The following is an 18,315-nucleotide window of genomic DNA, read 5'->3' on the forward strand; positions in this document are numbered from 1 at the left end:
TCGCCGTCAGAGGGAGTCCCCGATCCAGGTCGCCAGCGCGACCGGATCGGGCACCTCGCCGCCGCCGTCCCGCAGCGCCCGGTGGACGGCGAGGACGGTCTCGGGCGCGCGGAGCAGCGCCGCTCTGGCCGCCCCGTCCGGCAGGGTGAGGGCGAGGCCCGCCCAGGCCGCGACATCGTCCGGGTCCCGGGCCAGTCGGCCCCGGTAGCCGTGCAGCGCGGCCGCCCGGTCGCCCCTGGCCCAGGCGAGATCGGCGCCGTCGCAGCCCTGCCCGGCCCGGAGCCGTTCCGGTGCGTCCCGGAGCCGTTCCGGTTCGGTGAACCGGAGCCTGGCGAGCGCTGTCCGTGGCACCGCCTCCGCCGGGGCGGACTCGACCGAGGCGGGGGGCACCTGCCGGGGCGGCGTACCGCGCGTCCGCCAGGCCCCCACCCACCGGGCGAGCGGCGCGGGTTCGGGCCGCAGATGGCGCATGCGGTATACGAGCCGGTGATCGACGACCAGATCCGCCGCCAGCCGCCGGGGGACGGACGGGACCGGCTCCGCGAGCCAGTCGGCCAGCCGCTCCGCCACCTGATCGAGGAAGCTCTCTCCCAGGGGCGTCAGTTCGGCGTGGGTGCGCAGCGTCTCCAGCCCGTGGGCGGTCTGCTCCCGCCGGAGGGCGAACTCGAACGCGGCGGTGTCCCCATCGGGCCCGTGGTCCGTACGGTGCAGGCGGTCCTGCCAGAAGCCGGTCACGCCCAGGAACGCGTACACCCCCTGCAGAAGCCCCCGCAGCGGCCTCGGATCCAGCCGCCACGGCGCGTGGTGGACCTCCTCCCGTCCCCCTTCGATCAGGGGCACCAGATCCATCAGGGCGCTGAGCTTGATGTGCTGGGCCTCGTGCACCAGCGCGGCGGCCAGGTCCGGCTCGTCCACGGGCCCGTCCATCAGGACGCAGCCGTATGCCTCCGGGGACGAGGCGCTGAACGGCTCGGGGTGGGCCGCGTACGGTACGGGGACCACGGAGGCGATGCAGGCGGCGAGCCCCGACGGGTCCACGTTGCGCTGCTCGGCGACCAGTCGCCAGGCGCCCGCGAAACGTTCCTGCCAGTGCTTCCACGCGTCGTCGGTGAGCCGGTCCGGTGGTCTGCGGCAGAAGAAGTCGCGATAGGGGTCGAGATCGTCGAGGAACGGCGAGCAGCTGTGCCCCCGGTGGTCACCGCGCAGCCGTCTCAGGCCGTGCCATCCTGGGGCGTCGTCCGCGAAACCGGAGGCGGGCAGCGGCACCGTGTGCGGCCCGGCCACCACGGCGGCCGTCCCCTCCGCCGTACCCACCACCTCGGCTAGGTCCGGCGCGCGGTCCGGTACGAGGGCGAAGCCCAGCGCGGGCAGCATCACCCCGCCGTCGCGCACCACGACCGCGATACGGAAGTCGATGCCCGCGAGGAGGGCGGCCGAGGCCGCCATCGCGTACAGATAGCCGGTCTCGCTCCACAGCGGCGCGTCCGCCGGTTCCTGCCCGCGCAGCCGCCGCAGACACCGGCTGAGCCACACCCCCGTCTGCGGATGCAGCAACAGCCGCTCCACGGCGGCCGGGGAACGGCGCTCGGCGCGGATCAGCAGCCGCCAGGCCTCCCCGGCGGGCGGCAGCGGGCCGGGCAGGGCGGGGTGCGCGGCGGCCACCTCGACCAGCGCCCGCAACAGCAGCATCGCGCGGCTGCGCTGACCCGATCTCAGCTCGGCGACGGATGACGCGCTTCCCGAACCCACGGCCAGCTCGGTGAAGCACTGCGCCGATAAGTGGTGGCGGGAGTCCGTCAACTAATGCAACCCTGCTGCGCGTCGGAGGAGCTGGCGGATGTCGCCGGGTTCCGGACGGCGCGGATCAGCCGCAGCGCCACCTCGACCGCCCCCTCGTCCCGGTCGAGGTCTTCCAGTGTCGCTCCCGAAAGGTCCAGCAGCTCCGTCTCGACCTCGGTCGCGACTCGCTCCATGACACCGCCCTCCTCCGGACGTTCCACACCGACTCACGTGAGGCATCCCTATGGTGACCTACCCCTATTGATTGCGAAAGGGTGAACACGGCCAGCTGAAGCCTCAGGCGCCCTTTCCGGAATGGACCGCTTCGACCTCGAATACGCCACCGCAGACGCGGAAGGAGCGCGCCGGAACGGTCATGGAGGTGAAGGAGTCCGGCGGGTAGGCCCGGATGCGGGCGGGGGCGCGGCGGCACGGGGTGTCGGAGGTGCCCACGTTGAGGGTGTGGAGCATCGCGGAGGCGCTGGCGCCCGGCGCCAGGGAGACCGTGGAGCGCGACCCGCCGCGCCGGGTGGCGGGGTCGCCGATCGCGGAACCGGCGGAGTCCAGCAGCGAGACCCCGGGGAAGCCGGTGAGGGTGCAGGTGCCGGTGGACTTGTTGGTGAGCACCAGCGGCATATAGACATTGCCCGCGCCCACGTCCTTGCGCCCGAGGGTCAGCCGCAGCTGTTCGGTGGAGCAGACGCGCCGGGCACCGGGCCGCGGCGCGGCGCCGCTGCTCGCCACCGTGGCGGAGGCGGAGACGGACGCGGATGTGGACGCGGAGTGCGTCGCGGATGTGGACGGGGAGTGCGTGACGATGCGCGACGTTGCGGGGTGCGATACGGGTGGCGCCGTGCGCCCGGTGTGCGCCGCGGACCGTGTGCCGTCCGGTGCGCCGGAGGAGCCGGGGCGCGCGGACACCTCACCCCCGGTGTCGGCGCCGCAGGCCGTCACCACGGACAGCGCTCCGATGAGCAGCGCGCATAACCGCCACCGCCGGGACCGCCGGGGCCTCGGCGTCGTCATCTCGTTCCGGTGCGCCATGAGCGACCTCCCGGGGTCGTGTCCGCTCTCTTTCGGCTCCCCTTTCCCCGCTTGGACGCCCTTATGTCTCCGCATGTCTCCGCCGCACCCCGGTGACCTGGCTGCCACCGGGGAGCCGCCGGTCCAACGGCACCAGGCCGGTTACATCACCAGGTGTGCCTTGCTGTGGGTGACTTCCTCGATGTCGCCGCCCGCCTTGCCGATCAGCCGGTGGGCCAGGTTGCTCAGCGCCCTCGCCGCCGCGATCTCCTCGCCGACCCGAGGCTGTGCCGGGTCGTCGGGGTTGCGGTTCGCGCGGCCCTGGGCGAGCATCTCGGTGCCGTCGTGCATCCGCAGCCGGACGACCGCCTCGGTCAGCGGACCGATCTCACGGAATTCCATCTGGATGTCGCATCCCACGATCGTCTCCATCACGATCACCTCCTGCGTCACCTTCCAGGATGCGCCTCCCCGTGCTGTCCGGTCGACCTGGTCAGCAGTTCCATCACCTCGGCGTCGTCGGTCTGGGAGAAGTCCTCGTACCACTCGCCGACCGCGGAGAAGTCCGGCGGCGTGGACAGGCACACCACCTCGTCCGCGTCCTCGCGCAGCGAGGCGACCGCGTCCGGCGGCGCCACGGGCACGGCCAGGACGGCCCGGGCCGCTCCCTGGGCCCGCGCGACCCGGCAGGCGGCGCGGGCGGTGGCGCCGGTCGCGATCCCGTCATCCACGATGATCGCCGTACGGCCCTCCACCGGGATCCGCGGCCGGTCGCCGCGGAACCGGCGCGCCTGGCGGCTCAGCTCGGCCTGCTCGGTCCGCTCGACCTCGGCGATCTCTTCCTCGTCCGCCCGGCTCATCCGGATGATCGCCTCGTGGACGACCCGTACCCCGCCCTCGCCGATGGCGCCGAAGCCCAGCTCGCGGTGGAAGGGGACGCCGAGCTTACGGACGATGATCACGTCCAGCGGTGCGCGCAGCGCCCGGGCCACCTCGAAGGCCACCGGCACCCCTCCCCTCGGCAGCCCCAGCACCACGGGCTTCTCCTCGGCCTGGGGCCGCAGCCGCTCGGCGAGGCGCCGTCCGGCGTCCACCCGGTCAGTGAAGATCATCGCTCACCCCCGGTTCGGATTCCTCTCCTTCGAATCAAGCCGACAATGCCCCGGACCGCAAACCGGCGGCGCGTCCGGCACCCTGGAAACATGGGTGTCCTGGTCGGCACATCGGGGTGGCAGTACAAGGACTGGCGCGGGGTCCTGTACCCCGCCGACTGCCCGCAGCGGCTGTGGCTGGAGGAGTACGCCAGGGGCTTCACCACGGTCGAGAGCAATAACGCGTTCTACCGGCTCCCCGAGCACGATCAGTTCGCGGTCTGGCGGGACCGTACGCCCGGCGGGTTCGTGATGGCGCTCAAGGCCAGCCGCTATCTCACCCACATCAAGCGGCTGCGCGACCCGAAGGAGCCGGTGGCGCGGCTGATGTCCCACGCGGCGGGGCTCGGCGACCGGCTGGGCCCGGTCCTGCTCCAGCTCCCGCCGACCCTGCGGGCCGACCCCGGACTGCTGGACACCGCTCTGGCCTGCTTCCCGGCCGGTACCCGGGTCGCGGTCGAGCCGCGCCATGACTCCTGGTGGACCGGGGAGATCCGGACCCTGCTGGAGGACCACGGCGCCGCGCTGTGCTGGGCGGACGTGGGCTCGCGCCCGGCCGCCCCGCTGTGGCGGACCGCCGGGTGGGGGTACGTACGCTTCCACGGCGGCCGGGCCGAGCCCGCACCGCGCTACGGCCGCCAGGCACTCGCCACCTGGGCGCGCCGGGTCCATGACACCTGGCCCGGCGAGGCCGACGTCTACGCGTACTTCAACAACGACACGGGCGGGGCGGCGGTCCACGACGCCGCCGTCTTCGCCCGTGCCGTCGCCGGGCTGGGCCGCGCGGTCAGCCGTACGCCCGAGCTGTGAGCGCGGCGGCTACTCCTTTACGGCGCCGCCCAGCATGCCCTCGATGAACCGGCGCTGGAGCGCCACGTAGACGACCACCACCGGCAGCGCGATCAGCACCGACGCCGCCGCGAGCAGCGGCGCGTCCGAGCTGTGCTGCCCCTGGAAGAAGGCGAGGCCGAGGGGGACGGTGCGATGGGCCTCGTCGCTGATCATCACGAGCGCCATCAGGAACTCGTTCCAGGTCCACATGAAGGTGATGACGACCATGGTGGAGATCGCCGGGCGGCCCATCGGGACGAGCACCCGCCACAGCGTGGTCCAGCTGTTCGCCCCGTCGATCCGGGCCGCCTCGATGACCGCCCGCGCGCTGCCCCGGAAGTACGTCCGCATCCAGAACACGCCGAACGCCAGCGACTGGGCGGTCTGCGGAAGGATCAACGCCCAGTAGGTGTCGGTGAGTCCGGCGTACCGCAGATCGAAGTAGAGCGGGACGACCAGGGCCTCCTGGGGCAGGGTCAGCCCGATCACGAAGAGGTAGAACAGCGGGGTGGCGCCGGGGAAGCGCATCACGCCGAACGCGTACGCGGCGAGCACGGCCAGCACGGTGGTGGCCGCGACCACGGCCGTGGTGACCAGCACCGAGTTGCCGAGGTAGGTGCCGAAGTGGCCGCGGTTCCAGGCGTCGGCGAAGTTGCCCCAGTGCAGTCCGTCCCGGGGCAGCGAGAACCCGGTGTCCAGGGAGCCCTGCGAGCCGAAGGCGGTCGAGAGGATGCCGACGACCGGGGTGAGCGAGAGGACGGCGAAGAGGGTGAGGAGGGCGTAGGTGATGGCGCGTTCCCGGCGTGTGGTCATGTCCGCCGCCCTTCCACGAGCCGGGAGACCGTGACGGTCAGGGCGAAGGTCAGGACCGTGAGGGCCACCCCGACGGCGGCGGCCGAGCCGACCTGGTTGGTCTCGAAGGCCCGGTGGTAGACCTCGTAGGCGGGTACGGAGGTGGCGTTCCCGGGGCCGCCGCTGGTGGTGACGTAGATGAGGTCGAAGTTGCGCAGGCCCGCGACAATGGTCAGGGTCAGCGCCACCGCGATGTGCGGCCGAAGCCCCGGGAGGGTGACGGCGAAGAACTCCCGGACCGGCCCGGCGCCGTCCATCCGCGCCGCCTCGTACAGCTCGCGCGGGATGCGCTGGACCCCGGCGAGGAAGAGGACCACGCACAGCCCGGTGCCCACCCAGGTGCCGACGATCCCTACGGCGGGCAGCGCCCAGGTGTAGTCGCCGAGCCAGGGGCGGGCGAGGGAGCCGAGGCCGACCGCGCGCAGGGTGTCGTTGAGCAGTCCGTCGGGGGCGAGGATGGACCGCCAGGCCACGGCGACCACGATGAGCGCCAGCACCTGCGGCAGGAACAGGACGGTGCGGAAGAAGGTCATGCCGTGGATCCGGACCCGGGACATCGCGGCCGCCAGCAGCAGCCCGATGGCCACCGGCAGGGCGGAGTAGAACACGAGCAGCAGCAGGGCGTGGGCGAACGGGGCGCGCAGCGCGGGATCGCCGAACAGGTCACGGTAGTTGTCGAATCCGGCCGGGGTGGCGGCGGTCAGCCCGTCCCAGTGAACGAACGACAGCCACACCGACTGCCCGAACGGGTAGAGCAGGAACACCCCGTACACGAGCAGCGCGGGCAGGATGTAGAGATAGCCGATGGCACGCGGCTCACCGGGGGCCCGGCGGCGGTATCCCCCGGTCAGGGCGGTGGGCTTCATCGCGACTCCGCCGGGGCGGGCCGTGCATCGGGGTGGCGTTGGCGCTGCTTGTCCATGAAGGCGCCGTAGTCCCGTTGCAGGGTGTCGGCCAGCCGGTCCGGTGAGGTCTTGCCGCTGGCGACGCCCTGGAGGGCGGCCGAGAGGGTGTCGTAGAAGGTGGGGGTGGCGTAGTCGAGGTACGGGACGAGGCCGTCGGCGGCGCTGAGCCGCTGCCAGCCGTCGATCATCTGGCCGTCCACGGTGTCCGGGCCGACCTTGGCCGCGGCCGCGCCGGGGACGGCGGGCAGCACTCCGTGGCGGGTCATGACGTCGGAGGCGTGCGCGCTGGTGAGGAAGTCGAGGTAGGCGGCGGCCACTTCGGGGTGGCGGGAGCGGGAGGTGATGGACCAGGCGAGGCCCTGGCCGCCGGTGGTGACGGGGGCGCCGCCGGGTTTCGCGGGCGGTGGCGGCATGAGGCCGAGCTTGTCGCCCATAGCCTTCTTGAGGTCGGCCAGCAGCCAGTTTCCGGTCATCAGATACGCGCCGTCGCCGGAGGCGAACTTCTTGGCCGCGTCGTCGTATCCGAGGCCGCCCGCGCCCTTCGGCAGATAGCCGCGCTTCATCCAGTCGCGCAGGGTCGTGGCCGCTTTCCTGGTGGCCGAGGTAGCGAAGCCGGGCCCTCGGCCGAGGACGGTGTCGCGGGCCTCGGTGGCGGCGTACTGGTCCTGGAGCACCCCGAAGGTGTGGATCGCGGGGTACTTGTCGAGGTTGCCGAACTGGACGGGCAGTTCGCCCCGCTCCTTGAGGCGGGCGAGCCCGGCGGTGAACTCGCCCCAGGTCTTGGGCGGTTCCAGGCCCGCCTTCCGCAGCACGTCCTTGTTGTAGTAGAGGCCGACGAACTCACCGGTCTGGGAGATGCCGTAGAGCCGTCCACGGCCGAAGTCGGTGCCGTCGACGGAGACCCGGTTCAGGTTCAGGAGGGTGTTCGGGTAGCGGGTGTTCCAGTCGTAGATCCCGGCGTAGTTGTCCAGCGGGGTGAGCAGCCCGGCGCGGACGAAGGAGACCATGTCCGGGTAGCCCTGGTTGGCCTGGATGACGTCGGGCGGGTTGTTGCCGGAGACGGCGAGCTTGAGCGTGGTCTTCAGATCGGTGAAGCTCCGCGCCACCCGCTTGATCGTTACGTTGGGGTACTTCTCCTCGAACTCCCGGTTCAGCTGGGTGATTTCGCCGTTCGTACCGCCGCGGATCTCCTGGTCCCACACGGTCAGCGTGGTCTTCCCGGCCCTGGCCGGATCGGGGACGGCGGTGGCGCCGCCGGTCCCGGGTCCGGCGGCCCCCGAGCCGTCGGTGCCGGGCACGCAGGCGGCGGCGAGCAGGGTGGCGCCGAGGGCGAGGGCGGCCGGTAAGGCCCGGCGGGGACATCCCATGCGGTTCTCCCTTGTCGTACGGGCGACGTGCGGGCGACTGTCGTACGGGCGACGTGCTGGCGTCGGGTCTGCGCGCGGTGCGGGAGTCGGGCCTCGCGGGCGGCGTGCGGCCGTCAGGCCCCGCGGGCGTCGGCCGCCCGGAAGCCGATGGTGGGCAGCGCCCGCAGCCGTGGCCAGTCGCGCACCCCGGGCGGGATCAGGCCGTCCAGGAAGCGGTAGCGAGCCACCAGTTCGCGGTCCGCCGAGCGGTTCGTACGGTCCCACCACGCGGCGACCTCGGCCCAGCCGGGCGCGGCGAGCGAGCCGCCGAAATGCTGGACGGAGAGGGCGGCGGTGAGGTTCGCGAAGGCGAGCCGGTCGGCGAGCGGCCAGCCCGCGAGCGTTCCGGTCATGAAACCGGCGACGAACACATCGCCCGCCCCGGTCGGGTCGAGCGCTTCCACGGCCAGGCCCGGCACCTCGGCGCTCTCCCCGGTGAGCGAGTCGACGCCGATGGCGCCCTCGGCGCCCCGGGTGACCACCGCGATCGGCACCCGCTCGGCCAGGGCGCGCACAGCCCGCTCGGGCGTGTCGGTGCGGGTGTAGCGCTGGGCCTCGGTGGCGTTGGGCAGGAAGGCGTGGGTGTACGGCAGGTCGGGCAGGGTGGCGAGGTCCCAGCAGCCGGACTCGTCCCAGCCGACATCGGCGAAGATCTTGGCGCCCTGGTCGTGTGCCTGGCGCACCCAGTCCTCGTGGCGGCCCGGTTCGTAGGCGGTCACACAGGCCCGGGAGCGGGGCGGCGCGGACCTGGTGGCGGGCGGCGGGGCGGGGTGCTCGTGGGTCACCATGGTGCGTTCGCCCTCGTACGCCATGGACACGGTGACCGGTGAGTGCCAGGCGGGGACGCGCCGGGAGTGGGTGAGGTCGACGCCCTCGGCGTGCTCCAGGCTCTCCCAGCAGTAGTCCCCGTAGACATCGGCGCCGAAGGCGGCGGCGAGGGTGGTGTGCAGACCGAGCCGGGCGAGGGCGGTGGCCATGTTGGCGATGCCGCCGGGGCTGGAGCCCATGCCGCGCGCCCAGGTCTCGGTGCCGCGCACCGGGGCGTGATCGAGGCCGGTGAAGATGATGTCCAGGAAGACGGTGCCGGTGAGGTAGACGTCGTGTTCGGGGTCGGCGGCGGTGCGCAGCGCGGCGAGCGGGTCGATCGGCTGTATCGGACCGGGGGCTGCGGACGTGGGGCTCACCGGCGCGCCTTTCCTTGTTCGTCGTGACGTCGGATGAGCGACACCATGCACCTCAGAGGGGCTTTATGCAAGAGGTCGGTCATAGTCGCGCAGAGTCGCTCAGGTGGAGTACGTTGCCCCCATGCTGCGAGAGACCCGCCACGAGAAGCTGCTGAGCATCCTCGGCGAGCAGGGCGTGCTGCCGATCGGGGAGATCGCCAAGCGTCTGGAGGTCAGCGAGGCGACGGCCCGCCGGGACCTCACCGAACTGGGCCGGGCCGGCCGGCTGACCCGGGTGTACGGCGGCGCGGTGGCCGCCCCCACCCCGGACGAGGAGCGCCCGTTCGGCGAGGTGGCGGTCGACGAACCGGCGGAGAAGGCGGCGGTGGCCCGGCGCGCGGCGGAGCTGGTCGCGGACGGCGATGTGCTGCTGCTGGACATCGGCACCACCACCCTCCACCTCGCCAGGCTGCTGCGCGGCCGTCCGGTCACCATCGTGACCAGCAATCTGGCGGTCTACGACGAGCTGCGCGACGACCCCGAGGTGACGCTGATCCTGCTCGGCGGGCAGGTGCGCGCCAACTACCGTTCCGTGGTCGGCTTCCTCACCGAGTCCAACCTGCGCCAGCTGCGGGTGGGACGGCTCTTCCTCGGCGCGAGCGGGGTGCTGTCCGACGGCAGCGTGCTGGACAGCACGCATGTGGAGGTGCCGGTCAAGCGGGCCATGCTCGCCTCCGCCCGGGAGGTGGTGCTGCTGGTCACCGCGGGCAAGTTCCCGGGCGACACCGGGCTGGCCCGGATCTGCGGCCCACGGGAGATCGACACCCTGATCACCAACAAGACCGCCGACCCGGCGACGCTCGGCGCTTTCCGCGAGGCCGATGTGGAGGTAGTGACCGTATGAGGCTGACTGTGCTGGGCGGCGGCGGTTTCCGGATGCCGCTGGTGTACCGGGCCCTGCTGGAGGACACCGGGGACGACGCCGGTCGCTGCACCGAGCTGGTGCTGTACGACACCGACCGGCACCGGCTGGACGCGATCGGCGCGGTCCTGGCCGAGCAGGCGAGGCAACACCCCGTCGCCGTCGCGGTGCGGGCCACCACCGACCTCGACGACGCGCTGCGCGGCGCCGACTTCGTGTTCTCGGCGATCCGGGTGGGCGGTCTGGAGGGCCGTGCCCGCGATGAGCGGATTCCGCTGGCCGAGGGCGTCCTCGGGCAGGAGACCGTCGGCGCGGGCGGGGTGCTGTACGGGCTGCGCACGCTGCCGGTGGCGACGCGGATCGCCGAGCGGGTCGCGGCCGTGGCCCCGGACGCCTGGGTCATCAACTTCACCAACCCGGCGGGCATGGTCACCGAGGCGATGCGGCGGGTGCTGGGCGACCGGGTGATCGGCATCTGCGACTCGCCCGTCGGGCTGTGCCGCCGGGCGGCGCGGGCGCTGGGCACGGACCCGGACCGGGCGGTCTACGACTACGTGGGCCTCAACCACCTCGGCTGGCTGCGGGGCGTGGTGGTGGACGGCCGGGACCGGCTGCCCGAACTGCTGGCCGACGCCGGGGCGCTGGAGTCCTTCGAGGAGGGCAAGCTGTTCGGCGCGGACTGGCTGCGGACCCTGGGCGCGCTGCCCAACGAGTATCTGCACTACTACTACTTCAACCGCGAGGCGGTGGCCTCCATCCAGCAGGCCACGACCACCCGGGGCGAGTTCCTGCGCGAGCAGCAGGCCCGTTTCTACGAGACGGCCCGCACCGCCGACGGCGGGGCGCTCGCGGCCTGGGAGCGGACCCGGCTGGAGCGCGAGACCACGTACCTGGCGGCGAGCCGGGAGGCGAGCGGCGGCTGGGAGCGCGACTCGTGCGATCTGGACGGCGGCGGGTACGACCGGATCGCGCTGGCCATCATGCGGGCCATCGCCCGCGACGAGCGCACCACGCTGATCCTCAACGTCGGCAACCGCACGGCCGTCCCCGGACTGGACGCGGACGCGGTGGTGGAGGTGCCCTGCCTGGTGGACGCGGGCGGCGCGCGCCCCATGGCTACCGGCGCGGTGGCCCCGGACCAGCTCGGGCTGATGCTCTCGCTGAAGGCGGTCGAGCGCTCGACGATCGAGGCGGCGGAGGCGATCACGGAGGCCGGGCCCGCCGCCGCCCGGGGCGCGGCGCTGCGCGCCCTCGCGCTGCACCCGCTCGTCGACTCGGTCAACGTGGCCAGCCGCATCCTCGACGCCTCGGGCCTGCCCGCGACCGCGTAGCACCTGTCCGAACGGGCTTTCCCTAGACCTTGATCACGCCCGAACGGGCTCCGTTTCGGCCACGTTTTCGGAAGCGGGCAGAAAACGGGCCCGACCTGCGCCGATGCAGGCGTCCGCGATCCTCACCGCTTCTGTTCTTACCAGGGCTGACCTGCTGAGATAACGTTCGTGAAACGGGCACATCCGGTCATGATCCGTCTCGTGTCAAGCCTGGCCACTCCCGTTGCGTGCTTGTAAAACTTCTCGCCAAGCCCGAAGAAGAAGCAGGTGATGCGGTGTGGACGCGGAGGAACGCCGTCGGGGGATCCTCGACATGGCGCGGCGTGCCGGGGTCGTCGACGTCGGCAAGCTCGCCGCGGACCTCGGGGTGTCCAAGGAGACGGTGCGCCGCGATCTGCGGGTGCTGGAGCAGCACGGGCTGGTCCGGCGCACCCATGGCGGCGCGTACCCCGTGGAGAGCGCCGGTTTCGAGACCACCCTCGCCTTCCGCACCACCATGCATGTCCCGGAGAAGTCGCGGATCGCGACCGCGGCCGCCGAGCTGCTGGGCGACGCCGAGACGGTCTACATCGACGAGGGCTTCACCCCACAGCTGATCGCCGAGGCCCTGCCCCGGGACCGGCCGCTCACCGTGATCACCGCGTCCCTCGCGACCGCGAGCGGACTCGCCGGGCGCGAGAACACCACCGTGCTGCTGCTCGGCGGCCGGGTCCGCGGCGGCACGATGGCCACCGTCGACCACTGGGCGACCCACATGCTCTCCGGCTTCGTCATCGACCTGGCGTTCATCGGCGCCAACGGCATCTCCCGGCAGTACGGGCTCACCACCCCCGACCCGGCGGTCAGCGAGGTCAAGGCGCAGGTGGTCCGGGTGTCCCGCCGGAAGGTGTTCTCCGGGGTGCACACCAAGTTCGGTGCCGTCAGCTTCTGCCGGTTCGCGGACGTGTCCGACTTCGAGACGATCGTGACCGACACCGGGCTGCCCGTGACCGAAGCCCACCGGTATTCGCTGCTGGGCCCGCAGATACTCCGGGTCTGACCCCGAAGTCCCCCTCTTTCCCCCTCTCCCCACGTCCCTCCGATTGGACCCGTTATGCCAGTCCTGACCCTTCGTGCTGCCCGGATACCGGTCGTGGCCCTGACCGCGGGCGCGCTCCTCGCGGGGTGCGCCGGTATGGGCGGCGGCAGCTCCGGCGGCAACACCATCAACGTGCTGATGGTGAACAACCCGCAGATGATGGATCTTCAGAAGCTGACCGCCAAGCATTTCACCAAGGAAACGGGCATCAAGGTCAAGTTCACGGTGCTGCCGGAGAACGATGTCCGCGACAAGATCAGTCAGGACTTCTCCAATCAGGCCGGGCAGTACGACGTCGCCACCATCAGCAATTTCGAGGTGCCGTTCTACGCCGAGAACAGCTGGCTGATGCCGCTGGACGACCATGTCGCCAAGGACAAGGCATTCGACCAGAAGGACATTCTTCCGCCGATGCGGGAATCGCTGACCGCCGGTGACGGTCAGTTGTACGCGGAGCCGTTCTACGGCGAGTCGTCGTTTCTGATGTACCGCAAGGACATTTTCGCCGAGAAGAACCTGAAGATGCCCGCGCGGCCCACCTGGAACCAGGTGGCGGATCTCGCGGCCAAGGCCGACGGCGCCCGCAAGGGCATGAACGGCATCTGCCTGCGCGGGCTGCCCGGATGGGGCGAGCTGATGGCCCCGCTCACCACGGTCGTCAACACCTTCGGCGGCACCTGGTTCACCAAGGACTGGAAGGCGCAGCTGACCTCGCCAGAGTTCGTCAAGGCGACCAAGTTCTATGTCGACTTGGTGCGCGAGCACGGTGAGGCCGGTGCCTCCCAGTCCGGTTTCGCCGAGTGCCTCAACAACCTCACCCAGGGCAAGAGCGCCATGTGGTACGACGCCACCTCGGCCGCCGGGTCGCTGGAGGGCGCCAAGTCCCCCGTGAAGGGCAAGATCGGGTACGTCCAGGCGCCGGTGGAGAAGACCGACAGCTCGGGCTGGCTCTACACCTGGGCCTGGGGCGTCCAGAAGGCCTCGCGCAACTCCGACAAGGCGTGGAAGTTCATCTCCTGGGCCTCCAGCAAGGAGTACGAGAAGCTGGTCGGCAAGACCTTCGGCTGGTCCAATGTGCCCGCGGGCAAACGGGCCTCCACCTACGCCAACCAGGAATACCGCGACTCCGCGGGCGCCTTCTCCGAGGTCACCCGGAAGGCCATCACCAGCGCCAAGCCGCGCGATCCCGGGGTGCAGGAGCGGCCGACCATCGGCATCCAGTTCGTCGACATCCCCGAATTCGCCGATCTCGGCACCAAGGTGGCCCAGGAGATCAGCGCCGCCATCGCCGGGAAGCAGTCCGTCGACGAGGCATTGAAGAAGTCGCAGAAGCTGGCCGAGAAGGTGGGCGAGGAGTACCGAGATGAGTAATCCGACAACGGCGGTCCCCGTCCGTGGCGAGCGCCCGCCGACCGTGGCCGCCTCGTCCCGTAACACCTCCCGGCCGCCGAGGAACCGGGCCCGGGAGTGGGCCACCCGGGCACCGCTGATGCCCGCGCTGATCTTCCTGATCGTGGTCACCCAGCTGCCGTTCGTGGCGACGCTGGTGATCTCCCTCTTCGACTGGAACTCGTTCCGCCCCGACAACCGTGAGTTCGCGGGTCTTGAGAACTACCAGACGGTGGCGAGCGACCCGGCGCTGCGCGAGTCGATCCTCACCACCGTGCTGCTGACCGCCACGGTGGTCATCGTCAGCGTGGTGCTGGGGCTCGCCCTGGCGCTGCTGCTGGACCGCAAGTTCCGCGGCCGGGGGCTCGTCCGTACGATGCTCATCGCGCCGTTCCTGGTGGTGCCGGTGGCCTCGGCACTGCTGTGGAAGCATGCGCTGTACAACCCCGAGTACGGGCTGTTCAACGGCGTCCTCAACTGGGTGGGCGGGCCCCAGCCGGAATGGCTCAGCGATATGCCGCTGATGGCCGTGGAGGCGTCGCTGATCTGGCAGTGGACACCGTTCATGATGCTCATCCTGCTGGCCGGGCTGCAGAGCCGTCCGCTGGACATGATCGAGGCGGCCCGGCTGGACGGCGCGGGCGCCTGGCAGATATTCCGCTTTCTGACCCTGCCCCATCTGCGGCGCTACCTGGAGCTGGGCACCCTGCTCGGGTCGATCTACATCGTGCAGAACTTCGACGCCGTGTTCACCCTCACCCGCGGCGGGCTCGACACCGCCAACCTCCCCTACACCATCTACGAAACCTTCTACAACGCCCACGAATACGGGCTGGCATCGGCGGCGGGTGTCCTGGTCGTGATCGGCACGATCATCATCGCCACCTTCGCGCTGCGCGTGGTGTCGTCCCTCTTCCGTGAGGAGGCGTCCCGCGCATGACCTCCCTGACCGCCCCCGCCACCGTCACCGCGGTTCCCCCGGGCGCCCGCCGGGCCAAGCGGCGCGGTGCCGCGCTCGGCCTGCTGGCCTGGTTCATCGGCATCCTGTTCGCCCTGCCGGTGCTGTGGATGCTGCTCACCTCGTTCCACTCCGAGAGCGACGCCGCCACCAACCCGCCCTCGCTGGCGGCCCCGTTGACGCTCGACGGCTACAAGGCGTTCTTCGGCGTGGACGGCGGGGCCAGCCCCTGGCCCGCGCTGCTCAACTCGATGGGCACGAGCATCTTCTCCACGCTCTTCGTGCTGGTGCTGGCGCTTCCGGCCGCGTTCGCGCTGTCGATCCGGCCGGTGCGCAAGTGGACCGACGTCATGTTCTTCTTCCTGTCCACCAAGATGCTGCCGGTGGTGGCCGGGCTGCTGCCGGTGTACCTGTTCGCGAAGGACACCGGTTTCCTGGACAACGTGTGGCTGCTCGTCATCCTCTACACGTCGATGAACCTGCCGATCGCCGTGTGGATGATGCAGTCCTTCCTCGCGGACATCCCCGTGTCCATCATCGAGGCCGCCCAGATGGACGGGGCGCGGCTGACGACCATCCTGTGGCGGGTCGTCGCCCCGATAGCCGGTCCCGGCATCGCCGCCACCTCGCTGATCTGCTTCATCTTCAGCTGGAACGAAATGCTGTTCGCCCAGGTGCTCACCGGCGTGGTCGCCCAGACCGCACCGGCCTTCCTGACCGGCTTCGTCACCAGCCAGGGGCTGTTCCTGGCCCAGGTGTGCGCCGCGTCGATGGTCATCTCCCTGCCGGTACTCGCCGCGGGGTTCGCCGCCCAGGACAAGCTGGTCCAGGGCCTGTCGCTAGGAGCAGTCAAATGAGGGCCGCCGTCATCGAAGCCCCCGGCAAGGTCACCGTCGCCACGGTCGCGGATCCGGCCCCGGGGCCCCGCGAGGTCGTCATCGACGTGGCGGCCTGCGGGCTGTGCGGAACCGATCTGCACATCCTCCAGGGGGAGTTCGCGCCGACCCTGCCGATCGTGCCCGGCCATGAGTTCGCCGGAGAGGTCGTAGGGCTGGGCAAGGACGTCACCGAGCTGGCGATCGGCGACCGGGTCGCGGTCGACCCCTCCCTGCACTGCCACGAGTGCCGCTACTGCCGCATCGGCCGGGGCAACCTGTGTGACAACTGGAACGCCATCGGGGTCAGCGTCCCCGGCGGCGCCGCCGAGTTCGCCGTCGCGCCGGTGGCCAACTGCGTCAAGCTCCCCGAGCACGTGGACGTCGGCGACGCGGCCCTCATCGAGCCGCTGTCCTGCGCGGTGCGCGGCTATGACGTCCTCAGCGGCAACCTGGGCGCCGAAGTGCTCATCTACGGCTCCGGCACGATGGGGCTGATGATGCTGGAGCTGGCCAAGCGGACCGGCGCCACCAGCGTCGACGTCCTCGACGTCAACCCCGAGCGGCTGGGCACCGCGAAGACCCTCGGCTGCTCCCGGGCCGGGGCCTCGGCCGATGAACTCGACCAGCCGCGCGGCTGGGACGTGGTCATCGACGCCACCGGCAACCAGGCCGCCATCCAGGACGGGCTGGGCCGCGTCGCCAAGGCGGGTACGTTCCTGCAGTTCGGGGTCTCCGACTACGCGACCCGGGCCACCATCGAGCCGTACAAGATCTACAACCAGGAGATCACCATCACCGGCTCCATGGCGGTGCTGCACAGCTACGAACGCGCCGCCGGGCTTTTCGCCTCCGGTGTTCTCGACCCGAAGATCTTCATCAGCCACCGGATGCCGCTCGCCGAGTACCCCGAGGCGCTGGAGCAGTTCCGGTCCGGTCAGGGCCGCAAGATCGTGGTCGAGCCGTAACCGTACGCGCGACGGATGGCCCGGGCCCGCACCACGGGGCCTGGGCCATCACCGTCTGACGGCCCGGTGTCACTTCAGGTGGCGGCCGAAGAACCGGTTCCCGTCCTCCGACCTGCCGGGCCTCCTCGCGCTGGGCGCGGGGCACGTACCCCCCGGCGAAGAAACCGGCGGCCGCGATGCGGGGCTCGACCACCGCCAGCCGAATGCCGAGGGCGGTCCACCCCGAGTATCCGACCGGGCCGCCGATCCCGGGCAGCGCGAGGACGGCGTCCAGGGTGGTCCGCCATTCCGGGACCGCGCCTTCGACCAGCGGGCCGACGAGGGACTCGAAGATCTCGTCGACCGGCTCGCCCGCCCGCATCGCCCGGCGGAGGTCGGCGCGGACCTGCTCGTCGGCGGCGGAACGGGGCCGGTCACCGCACCCGGCGGCGTCGATGGTGACCACCGCGTAGCCGTACGCCGCGCAGAGCCGGGCCCGTGCCACCAACCGGGCCGCCCCCTTGGGCAGGCCGTTGTTGTGGGCCATCAGGATCAGCAGGGCCGGTGCGGCCCCAGAAGATCCGGCGGAGCCCGGCGTCCACAGGGTGCCGGGGGTCTCGCCCAGGGTGAATTCGCGCTCGACGACGCCGTCGTCGAGGCGGTGTTCAGAAGTGAATCGCATGGTCGTGCCTTTCGGGAGCGCTGGTGAACGGCGCTCCCGGACGACCTATCGTCCGACCGTGACCCCGGAGGGGAGCACCCATGTCGATACTGCGTTCACGGGTACCACCTCCTCGTTCTCTCGCACGGCCTCCGGAAAAGTAGCAGTGTCGCCGTGGTCCGCCAACTGGTTTCCGGGGTGGGCGGCCCTAGCCTGCGGTGGCGTCGCGGAAGTGGGCCGCGGCGGCCTGTTCCAGGTGGACCAAGTCGCTGCTGACCGTGGCGAACGTAAAGCCCTGGGCCAGCCGCTTGGCGGCCGTGGCGCCGTCCGGGCAGTGGATCCCGGCCGCGATCCCGGCCGCCGCCGCGGCCTGCGCCACCTTGGCCAGAGCCGCGTCGAACCGTTCCGCCACCGCGGAGTCCGTGGACGTCCGCCCGCCGAGGGCGATCGTGAGGTCGGAGGGGCCGATGTAGACGCCGTCCAGCCCCTCCGTCGCACAGATCTCGGCCGTGTTGCCCAGCGCCTCCGCCGTTTCGATCATCACGATGCAGGCGACCTGCTCGTTCGCCTCGGCCGGAGTGGGGCCGACGCGCAGGCCGGAGCGCATCGGACCGTAGCTGCGGACGCCGAGCGGAGGGTAGCGGCAGGCGCTCACCGCGGCGGCGGCCTGCTCGGCGGTGTTGACCAGCGGGACGATGACGCCGCGGGCACCCGCGTCCAGGGCCTGGCCGATCCAGAAGCCGTCGTTGGCGGGGACGCGCACCATTCCGGCGGCGGTGCCGCGCGCGTCGATGGCGGTCATCGCGCCGAGGGTGCCCTTGTAGTCGAGCAGCCCGTGCTGGGCGTCGACGCAGACGTAGTCGTACCCCAGCCCGGCCAGCCGCTCGGTGCCGACGGGGTTGTCGAGGACGACCCAGTAACCGAGGATCCGCTGGCGTGCGCGGAGGCGGGACGCGAAGTCGGCGGGGGAAGTGTTCATGTTCTTAAGCTTCTCTCGTTTTCTCTCGTGGGGTCGATGGGGCGTACGGGAAGGGCGTTCCGGAG

At 71.3% G+C, this 18,315-nt stretch carries 18 protein-coding genes and 1 pseudogene; 8 read left to right on the forward strand and 11 right to left on the reverse strand.

Annotated features, from left to right (window positions below):
• Positions 1-6: 6 nt before the first annotated feature.
• The 5 genes and pseudogenes from ACFV9T_RS14100 to ACFV9T_RS14120 form a co-directional block, all read right to left on the reverse strand.
• Positions 7-1,800 (reverse strand): HEXXH motif domain-containing protein, encoded by a 1,794-nt coding sequence (locus ACFV9T_RS14100; protein WP_385439756.1) that lies wholly within the window; start codon positions 1,798-1,800, stop codon positions 7-9.
• The gene (locus tag ACFV9T_RS14105) at positions 1,797-1,973 is read right to left on the reverse strand and encodes a hypothetical protein (protein WP_385439759.1); all 177 of its coding nucleotides are present in this window, start codon (positions 1,971-1,973) and stop codon (positions 1,797-1,799) included. Before ACFV9T_RS14105 ends, ACFV9T_RS14100 begins: the two co-directional genes overlap by 4 nt.
• Before the next feature lie 103 nt (positions 1,974-2,076).
• On the reverse strand, positions 2,077-2,823 hold the full coding sequence (locus tag ACFV9T_RS14110) for a DUF4232 domain-containing protein (RefSeq protein WP_385439762.1): 747 nt from the start codon (positions 2,821-2,823) through the stop codon (positions 2,077-2,079).
• 141 nt (positions 2,824-2,964) lie between these two features.
• A complete protein-coding gene (locus ACFV9T_RS14115; RefSeq protein ID WP_385439764.1) occupies positions 2,965-3,255 on the reverse strand; it encodes a DUF1876 domain-containing protein in 291 nt (96 codons plus the stop codon).
• Positions 3,256-3,272: 17 nt separating this feature from the next.
• Positions 3,273-3,914 (reverse strand): annotated as a pseudogene (locus tag ACFV9T_RS14120) (phosphoribosyltransferase); the annotation flags it as partial.
• Positions 3,915-4,004: 90 nt separating this feature from the next.
• On the opposite strand from ACFV9T_RS14120, the gene ACFV9T_RS14125 reads away from it, so the two are divergent.
• Positions 4,005-4,763 (forward strand): DUF72 domain-containing protein, encoded by a 759-nt coding sequence (locus ACFV9T_RS14125; RefSeq protein ID WP_385439766.1) that lies wholly within the window; start codon positions 4,005-4,007, stop codon positions 4,761-4,763.
• Positions 4,764-4,772: 9 nt separating this feature from the next.
• On the opposite strand, the gene ACFV9T_RS14130 is transcribed toward ACFV9T_RS14125, so the two are convergent.
• The 4 genes from ACFV9T_RS14130 to ACFV9T_RS14145 all read right to left on the reverse strand — a co-directional run bounded on the left by ACFV9T_RS14130 (position 4,773) and on the right by ACFV9T_RS14145 (position 9,131).
• Complete coding sequence (locus ACFV9T_RS14130) at positions 4,773-5,597, reverse strand: carbohydrate ABC transporter permease (RefSeq protein ID WP_385439767.1); 825 nt, start codon at positions 5,595-5,597, stop codon at positions 4,773-4,775.
• The gene (locus ACFV9T_RS14135; RefSeq protein ID WP_385439771.1) at positions 5,594-6,502 is read right to left on the reverse strand and encodes a carbohydrate ABC transporter permease; all 909 of its coding nucleotides are present in this window, start codon (positions 6,500-6,502) and stop codon (positions 5,594-5,596) included. The genes ACFV9T_RS14130 and ACFV9T_RS14135 overlap by 4 nt, the downstream gene beginning before the upstream one ends.
• Positions 6,499-7,908 (reverse strand): extracellular solute-binding protein, encoded by a 1,410-nt coding sequence (locus ACFV9T_RS14140; protein WP_385439772.1) that lies wholly within the window; start codon positions 7,906-7,908, stop codon positions 6,499-6,501. Before ACFV9T_RS14140 ends, ACFV9T_RS14135 begins: the two co-directional genes overlap by 4 nt.
• 113 nt (positions 7,909-8,021) lie before the next feature.
• Positions 8,022-9,131 carry a carbohydrate kinase family protein gene (locus ACFV9T_RS14145; RefSeq protein ID WP_385439774.1) on the reverse strand — a complete coding sequence of 370 codons (1,110 nt, stop codon included), beginning with the start codon at positions 9,129-9,131 and terminating at the stop codon, positions 8,022-8,024.
• 121 nt (positions 9,132-9,252) lie between these two features.
• Here ACFV9T_RS14145 and ACFV9T_RS14150 point away from each other — a divergent pair, with 121 nt between their 5' ends.
• The 7 genes from ACFV9T_RS14150 (at position 9,253) to ACFV9T_RS14180 (ending at position 16,631) form a co-directional block, all read left to right on the forward strand.
• On the forward strand, positions 9,253-10,014 hold the full coding sequence (locus ACFV9T_RS14150; protein WP_385439776.1) for a DeoR/GlpR family DNA-binding transcription regulator: 762 nt from the start codon (positions 9,253-9,255) through the stop codon (positions 10,012-10,014).
• Positions 10,011-11,363, forward strand: coding sequence for a 6-phospho-beta-glucosidase (locus tag ACFV9T_RS14155; RefSeq protein ID WP_385439778.1), 1,353 nt, complete (start codon positions 10,011-10,013; stop codon positions 11,361-11,363). The genes ACFV9T_RS14150 and ACFV9T_RS14155 overlap by 4 nt, the downstream gene beginning before the upstream one ends.
• Positions 11,364-11,640: 277 nt before the next feature.
• Positions 11,641-12,402 carry a DeoR/GlpR family DNA-binding transcription regulator gene (locus ACFV9T_RS14160; RefSeq protein ID WP_385439779.1) on the forward strand — a complete coding sequence of 254 codons (762 nt, stop codon included), beginning with the start codon at positions 11,641-11,643 and terminating at the stop codon, positions 12,400-12,402.
• Positions 12,403-12,456: 54 nt separating this feature from the next.
• A complete protein-coding gene (locus tag ACFV9T_RS14165; protein ID WP_385439780.1) occupies positions 12,457-13,812 on the forward strand; it encodes an ABC transporter substrate-binding protein in 1,356 nt (451 codons plus the stop codon).
• Positions 13,805-14,770 carry a carbohydrate ABC transporter permease gene (locus tag ACFV9T_RS14170; RefSeq protein WP_385439782.1) on the forward strand — a complete coding sequence of 322 codons (966 nt, stop codon included), beginning with the start codon at positions 13,805-13,807 and terminating at the stop codon, positions 14,768-14,770. The genes ACFV9T_RS14165 and ACFV9T_RS14170 overlap by 8 nt, the downstream gene beginning before the upstream one ends.
• On the forward strand, positions 14,767-15,645 hold the full coding sequence (locus ACFV9T_RS14175) for a carbohydrate ABC transporter permease (RefSeq protein WP_385439783.1): 879 nt from the start codon (positions 14,767-14,769) through the stop codon (positions 15,643-15,645). The genes ACFV9T_RS14170 and ACFV9T_RS14175 overlap by 4 nt, the downstream gene beginning before the upstream one ends.
• Positions 15,642-16,631 (forward strand): zinc-dependent alcohol dehydrogenase family protein, encoded by a 990-nt coding sequence (locus tag ACFV9T_RS14180; RefSeq protein ID WP_385439786.1) that lies wholly within the window; start codon positions 15,642-15,644, stop codon positions 16,629-16,631. Before ACFV9T_RS14175 ends, ACFV9T_RS14180 begins: the two co-directional genes overlap by 4 nt.
• Here the strand turns inward: ACFV9T_RS14180 and ACFV9T_RS14185 are convergent.
• The gene (locus ACFV9T_RS14185; RefSeq protein WP_385439787.1) at positions 16,543-17,292 is read right to left on the reverse strand and encodes an alpha/beta hydrolase; all 750 of its coding nucleotides are present in this window, start codon (positions 17,290-17,292) and stop codon (positions 16,543-16,545) included. The genes ACFV9T_RS14180 and ACFV9T_RS14185 overlap by 89 nt on opposite strands.
• Before the next feature lie 187 nt (positions 17,293-17,479).
• Positions 17,480-18,250, reverse strand: coding sequence for an HpcH/HpaI aldolase/citrate lyase family protein (locus ACFV9T_RS14190; RefSeq protein ID WP_385439790.1), 771 nt, complete (start codon positions 18,248-18,250; stop codon positions 17,480-17,482).
• Positions 18,251-18,315: the final 65 nt, after the last annotated feature.

This window comes from Streptomyces sp. NPDC059850, from assembly GCF_042731515.1.
Lineage (GTDB): Bacteria > Actinomycetota > Actinomycetes > Streptomycetales > Streptomycetaceae > Streptomyces.